The organism is Veillonella montpellierensis, from assembly GCF_947090115.1.
Classification (GTDB): Bacteria; Bacillota; Negativicutes; order Veillonellales; family Veillonellaceae; genus Veillonella; species Veillonella montpellierensis.
Map to the genome: position 1 here is coordinate 1 of NZ_CAMUMS010000011.1, position 21,152 is coordinate 21,152.

The window sequence follows — 21,152 nt, forward strand, 5'->3', positions numbered from 1 at the left end:
TTTTCAAGATGTCTTGTCAACAACTTTTTATGATTTTTCTCGCTCATCTAGTACATATTCTCTAGAAAAGCAAATTAAAACAGCTCATGGCTGAACTGTATTAGTATTGTATCCTATTGCATCATAAATTGCAAGGGGATTTTTTACATTACATCATCTATTTTTAATTTTCTATACAATCACACAGTCTGATTCCTTGCTATTACCAATACCCCACGTATTTCCCCTCATTAGCACGAATACATATTTTACCAATATCATGCAGTAACGTGCCTTTTACTAGTACATCATGAGTATCCATATAACACCTCATCCATTTTGATTTTCTATGATTTTATCATCTTACATAGCTTGATTATATAGCAATATATTTCTCTAAACAATAGGTATATGTATAAAGCTTATAATTTTTATCGCAAAATTATATAAGTATCGTTTTCATGTCATATTGCTATCTTATTCCTAAAAGATACCCACCCTACATGTACCATACTAGATTACATCTATACCGTATCACACCATCATACATAAAAAAGAGTATAGGTACGTACGCTTCTCACCGTTCTTACATAATTATATACGCCCTATCGTCCATTAAAAATATAAAGGAGTATACTACTCGTAACTGATTGCAGATACCCTATCACAGTGTCAGAAACAATGTATATTTACCGATTTCTCCATTTCTTAGATAATTACATCTACTCTATCATGCATCCAAACACAAAAAAGCATAGCAAGTAATGGATTACATCACTTCTTATGTAAACCTAATTTACTTTATCATGACATCATAAACGCAGAACCTATGGCGACTACCCTTATCGTGCTTAGATAATTACATTCGCCTATCATGTATCCAAACGCAAAAGAGCGCAACCCTTATATATACTAAGGGTTACGCTTTGCGTGTCGTTATAGTATTGTAGTCCTTTAGCTAAATATCTTGAATAAAAGGCACCACTCATCTACTATGCGTACCAGACTTACAAATAGATGCACCTGTATCACATACATCTATTTCACAGAGTTTTCCAGTATAACTCTGTTGAAACAAATAACAAATTTCGTCACTTAGAGGACTTGTGAATGCATATCACTATGTATGATTTTCAAATGTCCCAGCATAACTCTGTCGAGAAGAATTGGAGATTCTCCATCTAGAGAATTTTAAATAACTATCACTATGATTATGATATCTTCCAATTACCTCAGCACGATTCCATTGAAAAAATTATGAAATCCGCCATCTAGAGAACTTCTAAATGCGTATTCTATGATATAGTATCTTCCAATTGCCTCGCCATGATTCTATTGGAAGAAAATCCGCCACCTAGAATACTGTTAAATGCGTATCACTATAATTGCACTATCTTTCATGCTCGTCTATGTCAAACAGCATCGTTTCGCACATGGTAAAGTGCATATGCAAGTAACAACTGCATGCCATTTACCAATAAGTGCTTACTATCAGTAGGAAATTATGGATACAGAGGACTATTTTTTATCTCATTTCCTACGCCACGCCATGTAGCGTAAGTACTAATTACCTTTATGTTTTAAAATATCGGCCCCTGCAATACCAGGACGAGTCATTTCTGCAGGAGATAAAATATGATTCATTTCTTCTTCTGTTAATAACCCTTTTTCTAGAATAATTTCACGAATTGCACGTCCCGATTGATATGCTTCTTTTGCTAAAGCGGACGCATTTTCATAGCCCACATGAGGTAAAAGTGCCGTAACGATGCCGACAGATTGTTCTAACCAGTAAGCACACCGGTCACGATCCACTTCCAAATCAATTAGCAATTTATCCACGAATGTGTTCACCGCATTTTTTAAGTAACACATATTATTAAATAGATTATACGCAATGACCGGTTCCATAACATTTAATTCAAATTGGCCATTTTCCACGCCTAATGTGATGGTCAAATCATTGCCAATGCATTGGTAGCAAACTTGGTTTAACACTTCGGCGATAACAGGATTAACTTTACCTGGCATAATAGAGCTGCCTGGTTGGCGAGCGGGTAATTTTAATTCCCCAATCCCACAACGCGGTCCCGATGCCATTAAGCGAAAATCATTCGCCATTTTAATGAGTACCAATGCCGTAACTTTCACCCCGCTAGAAATATCAGCAAATACATCGGTATTATTAGTGGCATCAATAAGGTTATCGGCTGTATAAAATGGCACACCTACCACTTGTGTCAATTCATAGGCCACATCTTCAATATAGGAAGGTTCTGCATTTAAACCAGTGCCGACAGCTGTCGCCCCCATATTGATAATATGAGCTCCTTCCAAGGCAGAATTAATCCGCCGAATACCGCGATAAATACCAGACGCATAGGCCCCCATTTCTTGGCCCAATGTGATAGGCACTGCATCTTGCAAATGAGTACGACCCATTTTTAACACTTCTTTATATTCTTCCGCTTTCTTTTCTAATTCATCTACTAATCGCTGCAATGCTGCAATTAAAGGAACACTTTTTAAAATGGCACATACTTTGATGGCTGTCGGAAATGCATCATTAGTGGACTGTGCCATGTTCAAGTGATTGTTAGGGCTGATGATGTCGTAACTTCCTTTCGGATGTCCCAAAATTTCTAAGGCTCGATTCGTTAGCACTTCATTCATATTCATATTAATCGACGTACCCGCGCCACCTTGAATAGGATCTACTGGAAATTGATCGGCCAACTTTCCTTGAATAACATCATTCGCCGCTTCTACAATCGCTTTACCAATGGTGGCATCTAGGCGACCTGTTTTCATATTTGCCATAGCACATGCTTTTTTTACCATGGCTAGGGATACAATGAAATCATGATCTAAATGTTTGCCCGTAATGTGAAAGTTTTCTAAGGCCCGTAATGTTTGCACCCCATAATACATATCATCTTGTAATTCTAATTCGCCTAAAAAATCATGTTCTTTTCTCATAGTTTATCCATCTCCTCCATACGCATGGCTATCACACATGACAATGTATACACATGCATAGATTGATACATAGTTGTTTTAATGTGCCATTTGTTCCGCACTAAGGCAACATAAAATGCAACGAACTTCTATCTTGTAACTAGCCATCAAGGTTGAATCAGATAGATACATGCCACTGCATACACAACTTATAATAAGTACAATCTAACACATTACTCCTCCATCTACTAATATCATGTGCAAGTCACGCTTATACATCTAGGACTATGTAACGATAGTACACACCTCTTATACTTGTATCTTATATCAAATATACTTTGTATACAAGATACAAAAGGCATGAGTTTTAGAGGATCCTATATAAAATTGATATGTATCTGCTGGTTTTTCTCATATTTTATCGTTGCTACTGAATTATATCATGCCTATACTCAATTTCATAATCATGCATTAAAATCATACTTATACCAACTCATCACCGTCCTAGTATTACCATAGCTAACACTACATACTAGAACTAATTATCTGCGTATTTATAATAGTGGAGCACACCGTTTACAAAATAAACCATATAGATAGTTTAATTATTATTCGGAGCATTCACACTACGTGAATTTCCTTATACGAACTATGAAAGTATACTACGCTACGAAGGGGCACTATCTGCACTTTCAGTATTGAGAAATCCCTTATATCAACCATGAAAGTATACTACGCTTATAGCGACATCTTCGTACATCACGATGCAAGGCATTTCATTTTCTACTCAGACGCATCCGCCATATCCTTATCATAGAATGTATCCAGAAGCTGAGTGGTTATACTTGTTATCATATCATGCAAAAAACCTCATGATGCAAGCATCATGAGGTTTCATATAGAGGAAGTTTCCTCTAGTATAGTAGATGAAATTATTTCAATTCTACAGAAGCACCAGCTTCTTCTAATTTAGCTTTTAAAGCTTCAGCGTCAGCAGCAGGTACGCCTTCTTTCAATGGAGCAGGAGCACCATCAACGATAGCTTTAGCTTCTTTCAAGCCAAGACCAGTTACTTCACGAACTACTTTGATTACGCCGATTTTAGAAGCGCCAGCATCTTTCAAGATTACATCGAAAGAGTCTTTAGCAGCACCAGCATCAGCAGCGCCAGCAGCAGCTACAGCTACAGGAGCAGCAGCAGTTACGTTAAATTTTTCTTCGATTGCTTTTACAAGATCGTTAAGTTCTAAGATTGTTGCGTTTTCTAATTCAGCAACGATATTTTCAATGTTCAATGCCATTTTTATTTCCTCCATTACTAAGATTACATGCTATACATTATATTGCTAATCTCATATTATTCTGCAGCTTGTTCGCCATCTTGTGCGTCTGCAACTGCTTTAACAGCATATGCAACGTTGCGGATAGGAGCTTGCAATACAGAAAGCAACATGGAAAGCATACCATCGCGATTTGGTAATTTAGCGATAGCTTTAACTTCTTCAGTGCTTAATACAGCACCTTCGACCATACCAACTTTAACAGTAAGTGCTTCAGTTTTAGTATCGTCGATGAAGGTTTCGATGATACGAGCTGGAGCCACTGCGTCTTCTTTAGATGAAGCTAATGCAGTAGGACCTTCCAAATGTTCAGCGAACCCTTCAATGCCCAATTCATTAACGGCAATGCGAGTCAAAGTATTTTTAATTACTTTGTATTCTACACCTTCCGCTAAGAATTTACGGCGAAGTTCAGTTGCTTGTGCCACTGTTAATCCAGAGTAACCGATCAACACAGCACCTTTGGCTTCAGAAAGAGTGTCTTTCATTTGAGCAACAATAACTTTTTTTTGTTCAGTGACAGCCATTAGAGTACCTCCTTATAGATTTTGGTGATGCTTCTATGTACTATCTTAGCTAAAAAGACCTCAGAATGTATACACAAACTGAGGTCTAATACCAGATTTATTTAATCTAGAGCCTCAGTAGGCGGATATGCATCCATTATAAATACCTACAGTCTACAGCTAAGAGACATATTCAATTATAGTAATGCTTAGGCTTCTTTAGATGCAACAGTTAATTTGAATACATTTAAAGGAACGCCAGGGCCCATGGTAGCAGACAATGTTACAGATTTAATATATTGTCCTTTCGCTGCTACTGGACGAGCTTTAGTAATAGTATCTACGATAACACGGTAGTTGTCAAGCAATTTTTCAGCATCGAAAGATGCTTTACCGATGGATGTAGAAACGATACCAGCTTTATCAGTACGGTATTCGATTTTACCAGCTTTGATTTCATTAACAGCACGTGCTACGTCTGGAGTTACTGTACCAACTTTAGGATTTGGCATTAACCCTTTAGGACCTAACACTTTACCAAGACGACCAACTTGAGCCATCATATCAGGTGTAGCTACTACTACATCAAAGTCGAACCAACCGCCTTGAATTTTTGCTACTAATTCTTCGCTGCCTACATAATCTGCACCAGCTTCTTCAGCTTCTTTAATTTTATCGCCTTTTGCAAATACTAACACGCGTTTAGTTTTACCTGTACCATGTGGTAACACAACGGCGCCACGTACTTGTTGATCAGCGTATTTAGGATCGACGTTCAAATTGAAAGAAATTTCAATTGTTTCGTCAAATTTAGCAGTAGCAGTTTTCTTAACAAGCTCAATAGCTTCTACTGGTTCGTAGAATTTACCAGCTTCGATAAGTTTTGCTGCTTCAGCATATTTCTTACCTACTTTTGCCATATTATTTCCTCCTTTGTGGTCTAACGGGATGTCCCTCCCACTGGTTCGAGCCAATTGCTCAAATCATACGCTGATTAATCAACGATTTCAATACCCATACTGCGAGCAGTACCTTCAACCATACGCATACCTTGTTCTACAGTGTTAGCGTTTAAGTCAGGCATTTTTAATTCAGCGATTTCGCGAACTTTGTCGCGACCAACTTTTGCTACTTTATCACGGTTAGGTACACCAGAACCCTTTTGGATGCCTGCTGCTTTTTTCAAAAGCACAGCAGCTGGTGGAGTCTTTGTGATAAAATCGAAGCTTCTATCTTCGTATACAGTGATTACAACTGGAATAATTAAACCAGCTTGTTTAGCAGTACGTTCGTTGAAATCTTTTACAAACGCCATGATGTTAACGCCTGCTTGACCTAATGCTGGGCCAATTGGTGGCGCTGGACTCGCTTTAGCTGCCTCACATTGTAATTTCACCTGTTTAATAATTTTTTTAGCCATGGTGATTACACCTCCTTGCGCTCAGAATGTGGTGGTAACGGATTAAACACCCTCCCACTGGCAAACACAATTGTCTGCCTTTTTTAGAGTTATATATATATATTAAAGATAGGCCTCAACCTGAGAACTATCTACCTCTACCTCAGTATCTCGATTAAACATTTCCACATTCAGTGTCAATGTTCCCTTTTCTGCATTAATAGCAGTGATGACGCCTAAGCGATCTTCAAAGGCTCCAGATGTAATGCGTACAGTTTCACCGATTTCATAATCAGTGTCAACTAGTGGTTGCTTGTCAAGCCCTTGGGATTTAAGTATGTATTCAACTTCGGAATCAGAAAGTGGAACTGGTTTTGTAGTAGACCCTACAAAGCCTGTTACGCCCGGTGTATTTCTCACAATATACCAGGAGTTATCATTAACTTCCATTTCTATCAAAACATATCCTGGGAAGATTTTTCGTTTAACGGTTTTAGAAACGCCATCTTTTACTTCTACAACTTCTTCCACGGGAACAAGAATACGACTAATCACATCTTCTAGGCCCATTGATTGAACCTTTAATTCTAATGTGGTTTTTACTTTATTTTCGTAGCCTGAATAGGTATGGATAACATACCACTTTTTTTCTGTTTCCATGTAATGGCCTCCTATCCAACAAAGTGCATCAACATGTTAAAAAGTTGGGCAAAAATTGCATCAACTACACCAATCAAGGTCGCAATAAATACAGTTACGATAAAAACGACTATCGTATAGTTGATAAGCTCTTTTTTTGTTGGCCAGACTACTTTTCTTAGTTCAGCTTTTACGCCTCGGAAAAATTTACCAAACCCGCCGCGACGTTGCACTGTTGAGTTAGATCCTGCCATCGTTACCTCTCCTTAAATCAACAGGGTATTGAAATATATCAAAATTATTTTGTTTCACGATGTAACGTATGTTTACCACAGAATTTGCAATATTTCATCATTTCAATACGATCAGGGTTATTTTTTTTGTTCTTATTAGTTTGATAATTGCGTTGTTTACAATCTGTGCAAGCTAAAGTAACTGCATTACGCATCTGGACACACCTCGCTTTATAGTTATAGTAAGGAACTTTTTAAATTTCGCAGAGTATAGAACTCATACATACCAATATACTCTATCATAGAAAGTATATCTTGTCAATATTTTTAAGCAACTCAAAAAGTCAGGCCCTCTTGTGCCTGACACGTTGTATTATACCAAAAGCAATAGGGTCATGTCTATAGTTCTATCTAACTACATCACCACACCTTACGATTCCCAGTCAAACAAGGCAAATACCTTATCCTTCATATGCTCTAGTTCCGAGTTAGGTACATATCGTTCTACGGTAATATAATCTTTTGTGGCCCATGCATAATCATACATACCTCCATTGCTATAGCCCACATCATGCAACCTACCTTTATGGACTAAGTTGGCATACACATCGTAATAGAAAGTATCTGTTCCTTGAAATGAACCCCTCTCCCAAAACCAAAATACTGGCGTTACGGACACTGTTATAACATCTGGTTTAACCAGGCCATCGCTCGTGTTCCCCAGCCATTGTGATCCCAGCGGAGTAAACATACGGACGACCTGTGCCTTAACATACCTATTTGGTGCTACACCCGTAGCACTAATCCCCTTTGTATCTAAGTAAGTTGTATAGTATTGGTTGGAGCCTAATAGAATCATACTTTCTTCTTGATTTTTCAATTTATATTCCTTACTGTCCCCCTTTTTCTTCTTAGAAGAGGATACAGTCTGCGTTGTAGGTCGTGTATGACTACTCGAATTCACCGCATCGGAAACTGAAGATGTCCACGCATCTAGCTTATCCAACGTCTTACTAAGCCAACTCGCATCGGCACTACCACAAAGCGACGCCGTAAAGAGACCCACTAATGCTAAGGAAGCTATTTTTTTCATAGTCATACCCCTTTCATGAAATACTTCATTTTTCTTTCATAGTACAAAAGAAAGTATCCCTTGTCAAACATAATTTCTACATCGTTTCTCATAGGGCTTAAACAATTATCCCATTATTAGGTGTATATTACCTGATTAGCTAGGATAATTGTATGACAACGTCTTAAAAAGGGTGTTACCGCTATGACTAGCATAGTATGTAGTCATAGTTTTATATAGCTAGTATATGACTATATTTTATATACCATATCTATAGCGCACCATACTATCTATTACACACCATATCTACTACATTCTGTTGTCATACACCCTTCCACTACATCACACATGATACGCAAATTTATAAGTTAAGATGGCCGTTTGAGTTTTAGGCTACTACATCACACATGATACGGCAAATACACTCTTTTTAGTTAAACTGCTTCTTACACATCGCATACGATGTAAATGCTGTATTGATTCATTGAACTAATAATTACTGTTCCTTGCACATCGCATACGATGTAAATGATAGGCATATCATCATCCATGGGCATCCAGGCTATAAAAATATTTCCTATAATGTAGCAGATAGCAAGAAAGGTACATATGACTTTCCATGGACTCCATTCCATCAGTCCACGTCAATCCTATGTACCTAATCTGTTATAACTATAAAATATAACTTTTATATATTCTATAATACGTTTTATTATATGTTCTATGTTATATATTCTATTTTATGGTATTCCCTATTGTGAAAGCCTACTATATTCCTTTATTGAAAAAGTTTTCTATATTAGAACTAACGATATAGACATACGGCGATGGTAAGAATAACTAATAGAACAATCACCACATAATCAGCGGTGCGCAATCCTACAGTTGCTGCAAAACTATGTTCTTTACCACCAAAGCCACGTAATTCTAAACTGAGTGCCATGGTTTCTGAGCGGCCCAACGATTTCAACATAAGGGGTTGAATCACCGACATATACGACTGTATGCGTTTAAAGATATTTCCCTCTGTGGACATGCCGCGGCACGATTGTGCCTCTTGTACGGCGTGACTTTCAGCAATGAAATCAGGCACAAACCGAAGGGCCGCCGTAAACATAAATGCATATTCGTAAGGTATTTTACATTGTGTCACTAGTGACGCTGTTAAGTCTTGTAGTTTCGTAGTCGCCAATAGCATTATAAATACCATGGTCATGCATAACATTCTAAGCCCTGCCACTAAAGCAGATTCCACCGAGCCGCTACCAATGTATTGCACTAGCCCCAAGAACGCGGCGAAACAAATAAGGGCAATGACCGCTTTTATTTGTTTTACCAACAACCCTGTTACTAACAATATGCATACTTCTACGCCTAGCAATCCACATAATTGTAGAGATGTATGAAAGGCAATGGCCCATGCGGAAAACACCAAGGTAAGTATAATTTTTGTAAGTGGAACTAATTTCGACATAAGACACACCTCCCTATTCTTCTACCGTTTCTGCAATGCACAAGTGATTATCCATCACACCATCATTCTTTACCGTTTCTATAGCACTACCTTTCTCGTCACCATACACGCCACGAGGAACGTGGTGCTGTTCTAAGTACGCAATCAACCGTTTTTGAAAGTCTTCCATGGACTTACAATAGCCGAGACCAGGTATCGTTTCTGCTAATTCTACACAAGGCGGTTTCGTCAATCCCAAATCATGGAGATGATCGCAAGTCGTAAACAATTCTTCTGGCGTCCCGTCAAAGGCTTTCGTGCCGTTTCCCATAATAATAGCACGCGTGCACGCGGAGGCCATAATCTCCATATCGTGTGTAATGAGTAATATGGTCAATCCTTGTTCATGTAGATCAGCTAGTAGTACCAACAAGTCCTTAGTTTCTTTTCCATCTTGTCCACTAGTAGGTTCATCGAGAATTAAAATTTTTGATTCCATCGCCAATGCGGAAGCAATCGCCACTCGTTGTTTTTCACCCCGTCGCAATGTAGGTGGATAGGCGTCTTTCAAATGGCTAATTCCCGTGCGAGCTAAGGCATCATCTACCATCTTCGCCACTTTTTCTTTGGAAAATCCCAAGGTTTCTGGTCCGTACGCCACTTCCGCCGCTACCGTGTTGCGGAACATTTGACGGTCTGGTTGTTGGAACACGTAACCAATAAATCTACCGCGCGCCGATGCAGGCATAAACGTAATATCAACGCCTTCATACATGATAGTCCCTTCTGTTGGTCGTTCTAACCCCACCAATAAACGAGTTAAAGTTGTTTTACCACACCCATTACGGCCACCGATAGCAATAAATTCGCCCGCTTCGATAGTTAAGGATACATCATGAAAAATATCAACTGTTGGCACATAGCCAAAGCGTAAGTTGCTAACCTTAAGCATGTGCCTCACCCCTTTCACACTGTTTCATCGCCTCTGTGGCGCCAACGCCACTTTCATCACGTTCATCTTGATTTTCTATCGCGCCTAGCACATCGAATAAGGATTGTTTCGCGCTGTCCAAGCGTAACCAAGCGTCCCCAAGGGTATAGCCCGCTTCGATTAATGCCATATAGGCAGCAAATACAGTTGGTAATGCATCTGTATAGATATGATGTGTATACATATAGGTTAACGTAGCCTGCACGGTATCATCACTCTTCACTTGGCCATCTACTAATAACACCATGCGATTAGCATACGGCAATACAGCATGTAGATCATGATCAATGACCACAACGGTAATACCGTATTCTCGATTTAATCGTCCTACTAATCGATATAGTTCCACTGTCCCATCTGGGTCCAATGAGCTAGTCGGTTCGTCCAACACCAAGATGGACGGATTGGTAGCCAACACGGAGGCGATTGCCAATCGTTGTCGTTGTCCGCCGGATAAACTAGTTACTTTTCTATCTTCCATACCTTCTAGACCAACTTGATGGAACACTTCTCTGCAACGCTTTGCAATCGCTTTTCTTGAATATCCTCTATTTTCCATGGCGAATGATACTTCTTCTTGTACCGTCATAGTTACCAATTGTGTATCATAATCTGCTAACACAACGCCAATGTGAGTAGCCAATTCAGGAATTTCTAGTTGTGTCGTCGCCTTGCCATCCACAAATACCATACCTTCCATTCGGCCTCCATAGAATTTAGGAACCGCCCCAATCATGGACATACACAATGTGGATTTACCACAACCAGCAGGTCCAGTAATCACCAAAAAATCGCCTTCATGTACCGTCAAGTTTACATCGCGTAAACTAGGTGTCTGTGAGCGACCGTAGTAATATGTCAAATGTTCCACAGAAATTTTTCCATCTCTTGCTGGTTTTAATTCGTACTTACTATGGTCCGAAGTAATCTCCTCAGTGTCAGGTAAAAAGCCTCGTGTAGCAAATAATTTCTTGGCTGGCAAATAGAGTACAGGTGTTACTATTGCATTCAATGCAGCAACTACAACAACTAGAGGTAACATGCCTTTAAGATATACATTGACAGGCATGCCCAACACAAGAAATAGACAGGTAACGAAAATACCGCCAGACATAACGGTAGCAATAAAGCCTGTTAATAATGGTGCTATGTCAAATCTACCAATCGTTACCGCTTTCATACGGTAGAGGAGATTCATCACAAAAGCGCAGGATAATGCCCCCACTGGTTCACTCAACAAATTAGCATAGGGCAATCCCGATTTCGATGTCATTACATTGATCAATGCGGCTACCAAACCAATCCCTAAGGTTTGTTTGTAACTAGGTCTTGTCAATAATATGGCAACACAATAGGTAGCAATAGTCCAGTTAGGTGTTACTCCCGCCACGCTAGGACTGACTAAGTGCAAAATCGTACCTAATGCTAATAGCAGTGTGCTCACAGTCACCCATCTAAATTGTCCCCCTTGCACATGCGTATAGACTAATTTAGATACATCTGTAATTTTCTCCATCTGTACAACCCCCTTTAAGGATTACCAATTGTATCGCCCTAGTCGTTTTCTAATGCTTTCACCTGTTCTAAAAGGACTAAGAAAACAATACAGGACTAGGTCACATACATGCCAATTAATAATTTCGGAAAGAAGGCACAAAAAAAAGCCCTCGTTCCTCTAGAAAAGGGACGAAGGTTACTCCGCGGTGCCACCCTAATTAATCATATATGATTCGGCTTATTCATACAGTCATAATGTGTATCACAGTATAGAAAAACGCTTGCATTCTAATCAAGTCATTCGTCCATACACGCGTGCATCCACACCACAACGATATGTTCTCAATAATAACGGTCTGAGTTGACCGGTAACGCCTAGCTATCTAGTTCGGATTACGCCTCATAGGCCCATTCCCTACGCATCTAGTATTAGTCTTTCACTATCACTAACTCGCTGACACTGATCATCATAGGTACTCTTCCTATTCATCGGTACTTTATGTATAACTTATAATACGTCTATTATAACGATACAATCGTTCATCGTCAATGCAAAATCTAAAAGGGTCTAAATAAGTCCCATTAAGGCGTATAGTGAACCTCTGTACGCACTGACGCATGTATCCAATATATACCCCTATGCGTATGAATGTAACAAGTACCGTATTTATCTAGTTTTTTTAATAATCCTATGCACATATATACAATTCATGATATAATTTCACCTCTACAAAAAGAGAAACATCTTATAAATACCGTATAATATATACACAATATATCATCATAATAAGGTTTTCACTATCCATGAAATAGTATATACTTAGTTAGTAAAAAGTACACAATAGAGGAGTTTTAATATATGAATAACATTGTAGTCATAGGCAGTTGCAATCTGGATATTACGGTACTAGCCAATAAGCGGCCCGTCGCAGGAGAAACTATTCTTGGAACGGGACTCAACATGTCCCCTGGAGGAAAAGGTGCCAATCAAGCGGTAGCGGCCGCCAAACTAGGTGCACAAGTCACCATGGTTGGTTGCATTGGTAATGATGCCTATGGAGATATTTTTGAAAAAACCTTCGCTAATTACGGTATTAATACGGACTATTTAGTTCGTTTAGATGATGTAACTACTGGTACAGCACATATTACATTGGCAGAAGGTGACAACAGTATCATTGTCATAATGGGGGCTAATGCCCATGTAGATGCAACCGTTATCGATCACGCTTGGGATGCTATTAAAGAGGCCGATTTAGTGCTCGTTCAAAATGAAATTCCCCTATCCACGATTGGCTATATCGCCAATCGTTGCCAGAAAGAACAGATTCCACTCCTCATCAATCCCGCACCGGCTGGCGATTTAAAACCGGAGTGGTTAGCTGTTGCTACATATATAACACCTAACGAACATGAACTCGCTTCACTATATCCACATATGTCGACAGAAGAAGTGTTATTACACAATGAAGAAAAGGTAATCGTCACATTAGGAAAAGAAGGTGTTTCTTATGCCAAGGATGGACATATTAAAACGATTCCCGCCTTTGTTATGGACCCCGTCGATACAACTGGTGCTGGCGATACCTTTAACGGTGCCTTTGCTACCGCCATCGTAAATGGTAAGTCTCTAGAAGAGGCATTACGATTTGGCAATGCAGCCGCTGCTTTATCAATCACACGATTAGGGGCACAAGGTGGTATGCCAACGAGGGATGAAGTAATGTCCTTAGTAAGCACTAAAGAATAATCTGTAAGTAAGATATATCGTATTACGTACCCATAGAAAGGATGACTCCTATGCAAAAAGGTGGTATATTAAATAGCCATATTGCTAAGATATTAGCAGATTTAGGTCATACGGATACAATCTGTATTGCCGACTGTGGTCTTCCCGTTCCAGCAGAGGTTCCCAAAATTGACTTAGCCCTAACCTTTGGCGTACCTAGTTTCGAAGATGTGCTTCGCCTACTGCAACAACACATGCAAGTAGAAGCAATTCATATAGCCGAGCCAATGGGCACACAAAATCCTCACAACTATAAGGTGGTACAGGAATTATATCCTCAAAATCGATATGAGTGGATTACCACAAGTCACGAAGCGTTAAAAGAGGCTACTCGCTCTTGTAAATGCATTATTCGTACGGGAGAGATTACCCCCTATGCGAATATCATTCTACATGCTGATTGTATTTTTAATGATGAACGATAGGTATCATTAAAGGCAGTATCTTTACTAGCCTTTCACATAAGACGCGATGCGTTTTATAATCCCCACAGATAGGAGTTTTATATAATGGAAATCATCATGTCTGGTATTGCCAAAGCCTTTGGCACGAATCAGGTATTGAAAAATGTAAACATCACCCTACGAGCTGGCGAAGTACATGCTCTTATGGGAGAAAATGGTGCAGGAAAATCCACACTGATGAATATTCTTGCAGGCATTCACACCAAAGATGCTGGCACGATTACGGTAGATGGTGTAGACACCGTATATCACAGTGCCATCGATGCGGAAAAACATGGCATTGCTTTTATTCACCAAGAGTTAAATATTTGGCCTAACTTAACGTTGCTAGAAAATTTATACCTTATGCGACCTAAGAAAAACAAACTAGGTATGCTCGACAAAAAAGCTATGTTGGAAGAGGCGCAAGCCAAATGTGAAGAGTTACATATTACTCTCCCCCTAGAAAAAGAAGCCGGTACTTGCTCTGTAGGACAGCAACAAATGACGGAAATTCTCCGTATTCTCATGCTCGATGCAAAGGTGGTAATCATGGACGAACCTACCGCGGCCCTAACAGAACGAGAAACCAATACCCTATTTCGTATGATGCGCCAATTAAAACAACAAGGCGTGGCCATCGTCTATATTTCTCACCGTATGGAAGAAGTATTTAATGAATGCGACACCATCACGATTATGCGTGATGGCCATACGATTACCTCCTGTCCCATCGGTGATATTACAGTAGATGAAGTGGTAAAAGATATGGTAGGTCGTTCTATCAATGAATTTTATCCAGATCGCACCACTACGCCACAAGAAGTTGTATTGGAAGTAAAAGACTTACAACCGAAAGGTCCTTTCAAGCCGATTAGTTTTACTCTTCGCAAAGGAGAAATTTTAGGTGTCGCTGGCCTTATGGGCGCGGGCCGTACAGAAATCATGCGTGCCATCTTTGGTATTGACGGTCACAATGGAGGATCCATCGTATTACATGGTGAACCACTGCATATCAAAAAACCAGAAGACGCCATCAAAGCTGGCATTGCTTTCATCACGGAAGACCGTAAAGAAGAGGGATTAATACTAGATTTCTCTATTGGATCTAATATTACACTGCCTAATTTACCCCATTTATGTCCTAGTCGCGTGATGCACAAAAATAAATTAACGGAATTTGCTGATACCCTCGCTAAAAAGCTAGGTGTTAAAACACAATCGGTTCATTTACCCGCCTCCTCATTATCTGGCGGCAATCAACAAAAAGTAGTCATCGCCAAATGGATTGGCCTTTCTCCGGATATTATTATTATGGACGAACCAACTCGTGGTATCGATATTGGTGCGAAACGCGATATTTATGATCTCATGAATGAACTTACCAACGATGGCGTATCCATCATCATGGTATCTTCGGAGTTACCCGAAGTACTTGGCATGAGTGATCGCATCATGGTTGTCCATGAAGGTGCTGTAGCCGGTATACTATCCCGCGAACAAGCCACATCTGAATCGATTATGTCACTAGCTACAGGAGGAGAGTAATATGAACACGAAAGCTATTGAAACCATAAAAAAACTAGGACCCCTCATCGGTCTTATCATCTTATTTATTATTATTTCTACATTAAATTCTAGTTTTTTAGAAATTTCTAACTTAAAAAATTTACTGCGCCAAGTATCGATTAATGCCATTATCGCCTTTGGCATGACCTTCGTTATTCTCACTGGAGGTATTGATTTATCAGTAGGTTCCATACTCGCTCTATCTAGTGCTATTATGGCAAACTTTATCGTAGGCGGCATGAATCCAGAAATAGCCATTGTCGTATCGGCTATATTCGGTCTTATTTTGGGCAGTATCAATGGTATTGTCATTACCTTTGGTCGCGTAGCTCCTTTCATCGCCACCTTGGCAACAATGACAATCTATCGTGGGGCTACCCTCGTATTTACTAACGGTAATCCTATTTCTGGTTTAACTACCGATAGTGCCTTTCATGCATTTGGTCAAGGTAATTTGTTGGAAATTCCAATTCCAGCCATCACCATGTTCCTATCTTTCTTGATTCTTTGGTTCGTCCTTTCTAAAACCTCCTTTGGGCGTAAAACTTACGCCGTTGGTGGTTCTGAAAAAGTTAGTTTTATTGCGGGTATTAAAATTAATCGCATTAAAATTGTAGCCTATGCATTGACTGGTATGCTCTGTGCCATTGCCGGTGCCATCATCACATCTCGTTTAAATTCTGCTCAGCCAACTGCTGGTACAGGATATGAGTTAGATGCGATCGCCGCCGTCGTTCTTGGTGGCACAAGTCTATCTGGTGGTAAAGGCCACATTGTAGGCACATTAATTGGTGCGCTTATCATCGGCACATTAAATAATGGCTTAAATATTTTAGATGTATCTAGTTTCTATCAACAAGTTGTAAAAGGTATCGTCATCTTACTTGCTGTTCTTGTGGATCGCAAAAAAGCGTAGGAGGTTTATCCATGAAAAAAATATTTGCACTAGTAGCGATAGCTGTTACCGTTATCGCATTGGTAGCTGGTTGTGGCTCCAATAATAATGCTGGTAGTAATGACAAAAAAAGTGCTACTATCGGCGTATCTATCTCAACATTAAATAACCCATTCTTCGTATCTATAAAAAAAGGTATTGAAGATCAAGCTAATAAGATGGGGCTAAAAGTTAAAATTGTAGATGCTCAAAACGACCCTGCCAAACAGGCGAATGACATTTCTGATTTATTAGAAAGTAATGTATCATTGTTAATTATCAATCCTGTTGACTCTGCTGCTATCTCTACGTCTGTAGAATTAGCCAACAACAAAAAAATTCCAGTAATTACCTTAGACCGTTCTGCCGATCAAGGTACTGTGGTAACTCACATTGCTTCTGATAATAAAAAAGGTGGAGAAATGGCTGCTCAATTAATTGCACAAGCACTTGGAGAAAAAGCCAAAGTTATCGAACTTGAAGGTGTTCCTGGTGCTTCTGCTACACGTGAACGTGGCGAAGGTTTCCACGCATTTGCAGATCAACATTTAACAGTATTAGGAAAACAATCTGCTGATTTTGATCGCACTAAAGGCTTAAACGTTGCTACTAATATGTTGCAAGCTAACCCAGATGTACAAGCTATCTTTGCACAAAATGATGAAATGGCATTAGGTGCTATTGAAGCTGCTAAATCAGCTAACAAACAACTTTTCATCGTAGGCTTTGACGGTACACAAGATGGCCAAACTGCTGTTGACAACGGTTCCCTCAGTGCTACTATTGCACAGCAACCTGAAATGATGGGACAAATTGCTATTGCTACTGCCGCTAAAATTATAGCTGGCGAACAAGTAGAAGCTAAAATTCCTGTAGATTTAAAAGTAATAAAAAAATAAATATGTACCTGACGACACCATTTACAACTTGATGTGAAATATAATAAGGCATCTCATGATTATTCATGAGATGCCTTATTTACTACGTCTTGTAATAAAATTATGTATTTGTATATGGCGATATACAAAGTCAAGAAAAAGGAGAATAAAGCGTAAAAATAGCCTACAAAGTTGTAGACTATTAGCGTTATAAAGGTTGTGTAACTACTACTTTACCAGAGCATGGTTTTCATTTCAGTCCTTGTAATCGATTTGTAAAAGCAACGATATAGGCAGTATATAAAGTTTCCTATAAGAAAGGTCCACATTATATATTCAAAGTTTTGAAGTATAACTGAGGATAATCCTAATAGAGCCAATATGCACAAAACTATAAAAAGTACAACGAAAAAATAAAATGTAGTTAGGGCGTACGTTCCTAGGAACAAAAGTCCTATAGTAGTTACATAACCTAGAATACGCATCGTACGTAATAGAAATTGTTGCCACATAAAAATCCCACATCTTTTTAATACTTCAATTATCACTTGTCTTACCAAAATCTAACACGTATTATTTACTGTTACACCTACATAAAAAACTATAGATGTAGTTTTCAATAATTATAGCCATAATATCTATTTATCTAGCAAAGTTGATACCTTTCTTAAAATCCAACGGTTAATGTTTCGATCTTATACAGATACTATTGAGTATTCTTAAGAAATAAAAAACAACATTTAAACGACTGTTGTCTTATGTCTATTACAACGATTGTTTATAAAATCACATCCCATTGCAATCACCATAATTATAGACCATACTAACATAAAGAATGTAGCTTTGTTTCTACTATATCCATAGGAGAGTCCTTTTCAACAACGATAGCATAGTAAACGAAGAAAACCACGCTATCAAGCAACTGTTACCCTATAACTATTGCAAGCATTGTTTTATACAATTACATAAAATTACAACCTCATGATTATAGACCATACTAACATAGAGAATGTAGCTTTGTTTCTACTATGTCCATAGGAGATACCTTTTCAACAACGATAGCATAGTAAACGCAAGAAAATCCAGTAACCAAAAAGGTTACTGGATTTTTGTAAAACGCTACTCTTAACGTTTTGAGAACTGAGATGCTTTACGGGCTTTTTTAAGACCGTATTTTTTACGTTCTTTCATACGTGGGTCACGAGTCAAGAAGCCAGCTTTTTTCAAAGCTTGACGTAAATCGCCATCAACAGCTAATAAAGCACGAGAAATGCCGTGACGAACTGCACCAGCTTGTCCAGAAGGACCGCCACCAGCTACAGATGCGATAACATCATATTGTTCAACTGTGCCAGTTAAATTCAATGGTTGTTTTACGATTAATTCTAATGTTTGGCGGCCAAAGTATTCAGCTAAGCCACGATTATTAATAGTAATATTACCTGTGCCCGGTACTAGACGCACTCTAGCAACGGAAGATTTTCTACGGCCTGTGCCGTAATATTGTGCTACTGCCATTTATATGCCTCCTCCGAATTATCTAACGTCTATTTCCAAAACTTCAGGTTTTTGAGCTGCATGCGGATGCTCAGCACCTGCATATACGTTTAATTTACAATACATTTGAGCACCTAATTTATTTTTAGGTAACATGCCTTTTACTGCAATTTCTACAACGCGTTCAGGTTGTTTTGCCAACATATCAGCAACTGGGATGAAACGAGTGCCACCCACATAACCAGAATGACGGAAATAAGTTTTTTGCAATAATTTTTTACCTGTTAAACGAATTTTTTCTGCATTAATAACAATTACATAATCACCTGTATCTACATGTGGTGTAAATGTTGGTTTATGTTTGCCCCGAAGAACTTTAGCTACTTCGGCAGCAAGGCGTCCTAAAGTTTTACCTTCAGCGTCAACAACATACCATTTGCGTTCAATTGTGCTCGCATTGGCCATAAATGTAGTTTTCATGCTGCTTTTCCTCCTAAATTACGACTAAATCTACCAAAAAGCTACCTATCTGCTTCCGGGGCTAATGGAAACTAGATAAAAGCTTACTCAGAAAATTATACAGACTTTTACAGATAATGTCAACATATCAAAGGGTATTAATTCTACCCTAACGTTTGCCGTGTTACATGTTCCATGAAAATTTTCATAGTTTCCCATTTGGAGTTACCTTTACGATATACAAAGCATACTTGCAAATTTAGCGGTTTTTGTAACTCGTAGTATCCCTCAGTAATTCCTAATTCAGCTAAGAATCGTTTAGACACCATGGCACCGGCTTTATTCTTCTTACAATAATCTACCATCGCATATGGATTGGATAAGCGACTGCCATGTGGTTTATCATGTTGCGACACTTCGGAGAAATAGCTTCTCATCGCACGACTCATAAAGTATTTAGGCGGATAGGCTACTAAAGGCGATTCCACAATTTGACGAATCGTTACTTTTTGATCTGCCGGTAAATTAGTTATCAATGGCGCGTAATAGACGATATTATCATCACGAAGAGCTACACTTTCATACATGCTCATGTCTTTATTATTTGGCAAATATACAAAACCAATATCGATGCGATTTTCACGAAGATCCAAGAGCATTTCTTCTTCTTCCATATCAAACACGCTAATAGAAAAGTCTGGATTATCCCCTGAAAAATGTGCCACAAAAGAATTCAAGCGAATATCACCCATACTACGCAATATGCCTACATTGAGTACAGGTCGTTCTAGTTTACTCGATAAGCGGATTGTATGAACTGCCCGTTCTAAACTTTCAATAATATGTTCTGCTTCTGGTAAAAAACGTTCGCCTTCTTGTGTTAAGCAACTACCTCTTGTGGAACGAGCAATTAATTTTACGCCTACCAATCGTTCTAATTTTTTCATCTGTGCACTAAATGCAGATTGTGTAATATTCATAGATTGGGCCGCTAGTGTGAAATTTCCCATTTTATTGTAGGCTATAAAGCTTTGTAATTCCTGTAGAGTTGGTAGTTCTTTCATGTTGAAACCGCTCCTTATTCGAACTTAATCAATTTATTTTATAAATCAACTATGATTTCTATTTTAACGGTTCTATTATAGCATATTTTAAAATTTTTCATACTGTTTTTTAGTATTAATTATCTTAATATATGCTATTAAATAGGTTCTAAAAATTTCTGTAATTGGCATACATGAATTGCAATAAGCCACATCGTTGTAATTTATATAAGCCCTCTTTCTGTCATCATAGCTATCACCATATTTATGATTAATATATTATATAATACATTTAATTACTTAACTATACGAAATGCTGATGTCACTTTAGCTAGCTTATTAATAACTGATTAGATATACACTCGATACACCATCTACAGTACGCAAAGAGAAAACAATTTACTTGCTAATGCTCCAATACATAGTGTCCCCTACCGCCCACAACACGATACTTATATGCGCTCTATAAAAGT

General features: G+C 38.6%; 20 protein-coding genes and 1 other annotated feature. Of the genes, 5 read left to right on the forward strand and 15 right to left on the reverse strand.

What is annotated here, in order from left to right; all coding sequences use genetic code 11:
* Nucleotides 1-1,542 precede the first annotated feature (1,542 nt).
* The 12 genes from P6940_RS06665 to P6940_RS06720 form a co-directional block, all read right to left on the reverse strand.
* The gene (locus tag P6940_RS06665) at nucleotides 1,543-2,958 is read right to left on the reverse strand and encodes an aspartate ammonia-lyase (RefSeq protein ID WP_028257925.1); all 1,416 of its coding nucleotides are present in this window, start codon (nucleotides 2,956-2,958) and stop codon (nucleotides 1,543-1,545) included.
* Between the two features lie 911 nt (nucleotides 2,959-3,869).
* Nucleotides 3,870-4,238: a 50S ribosomal protein L7/L12 gene (rplL, locus tag P6940_RS06670; RefSeq protein ID WP_028257924.1), complete on the reverse strand. Its 369-nt coding sequence runs from the start codon at nucleotides 4,236-4,238 to the stop codon at nucleotides 3,870-3,872.
* Nucleotides 4,239-4,294: 56 nt separating this feature from the next.
* On the reverse strand, nucleotides 4,295-4,804 hold the full coding sequence (rplJ, locus tag P6940_RS06675) for a 50S ribosomal protein L10 (RefSeq protein WP_277293567.1): 510 nt from the start codon (nucleotides 4,802-4,804) through the stop codon (nucleotides 4,295-4,297).
* Between the two features lie 188 nt (nucleotides 4,805-4,992).
* Nucleotides 4,993-5,703 carry a 50S ribosomal protein L1 gene (rplA, locus tag P6940_RS06680; RefSeq protein WP_038153293.1) on the reverse strand — a complete coding sequence of 237 codons (711 nt, stop codon included), beginning with the start codon at nucleotides 5,701-5,703 and terminating at the stop codon, nucleotides 4,993-4,995.
* A gap of 74 nt (nucleotides 5,704-5,777) precedes the next feature.
* Nucleotides 5,778-6,203, reverse strand: coding sequence for a 50S ribosomal protein L11 (rplK, locus tag P6940_RS06685; protein ID WP_028257921.1), 426 nt, complete (start codon nucleotides 6,201-6,203; stop codon nucleotides 5,778-5,780).
* A gap of 102 nt (nucleotides 6,204-6,305) precedes the next feature.
* The gene (nusG, locus tag P6940_RS06690) at nucleotides 6,306-6,842 is read right to left on the reverse strand and encodes a transcription termination/antitermination protein NusG (protein ID WP_277293568.1); all 537 of its coding nucleotides are present in this window, start codon (nucleotides 6,840-6,842) and stop codon (nucleotides 6,306-6,308) included.
* Between the two features lie 11 nt (nucleotides 6,843-6,853).
* Nucleotides 6,854-7,075 (reverse strand): preprotein translocase subunit SecE, encoded by a 222-nt coding sequence (gene secE / locus P6940_RS06695; protein ID WP_277293569.1) that lies wholly within the window; start codon nucleotides 7,073-7,075, stop codon nucleotides 6,854-6,856.
* Nucleotides 7,076-7,119: 44 nt separating this feature from the next.
* Nucleotides 7,120-7,269 carry a 50S ribosomal protein L33 gene (rpmG, locus tag P6940_RS06700; protein ID WP_028257918.1) on the reverse strand — a complete coding sequence of 50 codons (150 nt, stop codon included), beginning with the start codon at nucleotides 7,267-7,269 and terminating at the stop codon, nucleotides 7,120-7,122.
* A 215-nt stretch (nucleotides 7,270-7,484) separates the two neighbouring features.
* Entirely contained in the window at nucleotides 7,485-8,147 is a 663-nt protein-coding gene (locus P6940_RS06705; protein ID WP_277293570.1) for a hypothetical protein, read from the reverse strand.
* Between the two features lie 784 nt (nucleotides 8,148-8,931).
* A complete protein-coding gene (locus P6940_RS06710; RefSeq protein WP_277293571.1) occupies nucleotides 8,932-9,600 on the reverse strand; it encodes an energy-coupling factor transporter transmembrane component T in 669 nt (222 codons plus the stop codon).
* A 13-nt stretch (nucleotides 9,601-9,613) separates the two neighbouring features.
* The gene (locus P6940_RS06715; RefSeq protein WP_277293572.1) at nucleotides 9,614-10,531 is read right to left on the reverse strand and encodes an energy-coupling factor ABC transporter ATP-binding protein; all 918 of its coding nucleotides are present in this window, start codon (nucleotides 10,529-10,531) and stop codon (nucleotides 9,614-9,616) included.
* On the reverse strand, nucleotides 10,524-12,086 hold the full coding sequence (locus tag P6940_RS06720; protein ID WP_277293573.1) for an energy-coupling factor ABC transporter ATP-binding protein: 1,563 nt from the start codon (nucleotides 12,084-12,086) through the stop codon (nucleotides 10,524-10,526). The genes P6940_RS06715 and P6940_RS06720 overlap by 8 nt, the downstream gene beginning before the upstream one ends.
* 163 nt (nucleotides 12,087-12,249) lie before the next feature.
* Nucleotides 12,250-12,566 (reverse strand) — a binding site (T-box leader).
* Between the two features lie 360 nt (nucleotides 12,567-12,926).
* Here P6940_RS06720 and rbsK point away from each other — a divergent pair.
* The 5 genes from rbsK (at nucleotide 12,927) to rbsB (ending at nucleotide 17,701) form a co-directional block, all read left to right on the forward strand.
* Entirely contained in the window at nucleotides 12,927-13,817 is an 891-nt protein-coding gene (gene rbsK / locus P6940_RS06725; RefSeq protein ID WP_277293574.1) for a ribokinase, read from the forward strand.
* Between the two features lie 50 nt (nucleotides 13,818-13,867).
* A complete protein-coding gene (gene rbsD, locus P6940_RS06730; RefSeq protein WP_028257914.1) occupies nucleotides 13,868-14,281 on the forward strand; it encodes a D-ribose pyranase in 414 nt (137 codons plus the stop codon).
* 84 nt (nucleotides 14,282-14,365) lie between these two features.
* Complete coding sequence (locus P6940_RS06735) at nucleotides 14,366-15,847, forward strand: sugar ABC transporter ATP-binding protein (protein ID WP_028257913.1); 1,482 nt, start codon at nucleotides 14,366-14,368, stop codon at nucleotides 15,845-15,847.
* Nucleotide 15,848: 1 nt separating this feature from the next.
* Complete coding sequence (locus P6940_RS06740) at nucleotides 15,849-16,784, forward strand: ABC transporter permease subunit (RefSeq protein WP_277287955.1); 936 nt, start codon at nucleotides 15,849-15,851, stop codon at nucleotides 16,782-16,784.
* Between the two features lie 11 nt (nucleotides 16,785-16,795).
* Entirely contained in the window at nucleotides 16,796-17,701 is a 906-nt protein-coding gene (gene rbsB, locus P6940_RS06745) for a ribose ABC transporter substrate-binding protein RbsB (protein ID WP_028257911.1), read from the forward strand.
* 1,104 nt (nucleotides 17,702-18,805) lie between these two features.
* Here rbsB and rpsI read toward each other — a convergent pair.
* The 3 genes from rpsI to P6940_RS06760 form a co-directional block, all read right to left on the reverse strand.
* Nucleotides 18,806-19,198 (reverse strand): 30S ribosomal protein S9, encoded by a 393-nt coding sequence (gene rpsI, locus P6940_RS06750; RefSeq protein WP_028257910.1) that lies wholly within the window; start codon nucleotides 19,196-19,198, stop codon nucleotides 18,806-18,808.
* Between the two features lie 18 nt (nucleotides 19,199-19,216).
* Nucleotides 19,217-19,657, reverse strand: a complete 441-nt coding sequence (gene rplM, locus P6940_RS06755) for a 50S ribosomal protein L13 (RefSeq protein WP_277293575.1) — start codon at nucleotides 19,655-19,657, stop codon at nucleotides 19,217-19,219.
* A gap of 143 nt (nucleotides 19,658-19,800) precedes the next feature.
* Complete coding sequence (locus tag P6940_RS06760) at nucleotides 19,801-20,700, reverse strand: LysR family transcriptional regulator (RefSeq protein WP_038152867.1); 900 nt, start codon at nucleotides 20,698-20,700, stop codon at nucleotides 19,801-19,803.
* Nucleotides 20,701-21,152: the final 452 nt, after the last annotated feature.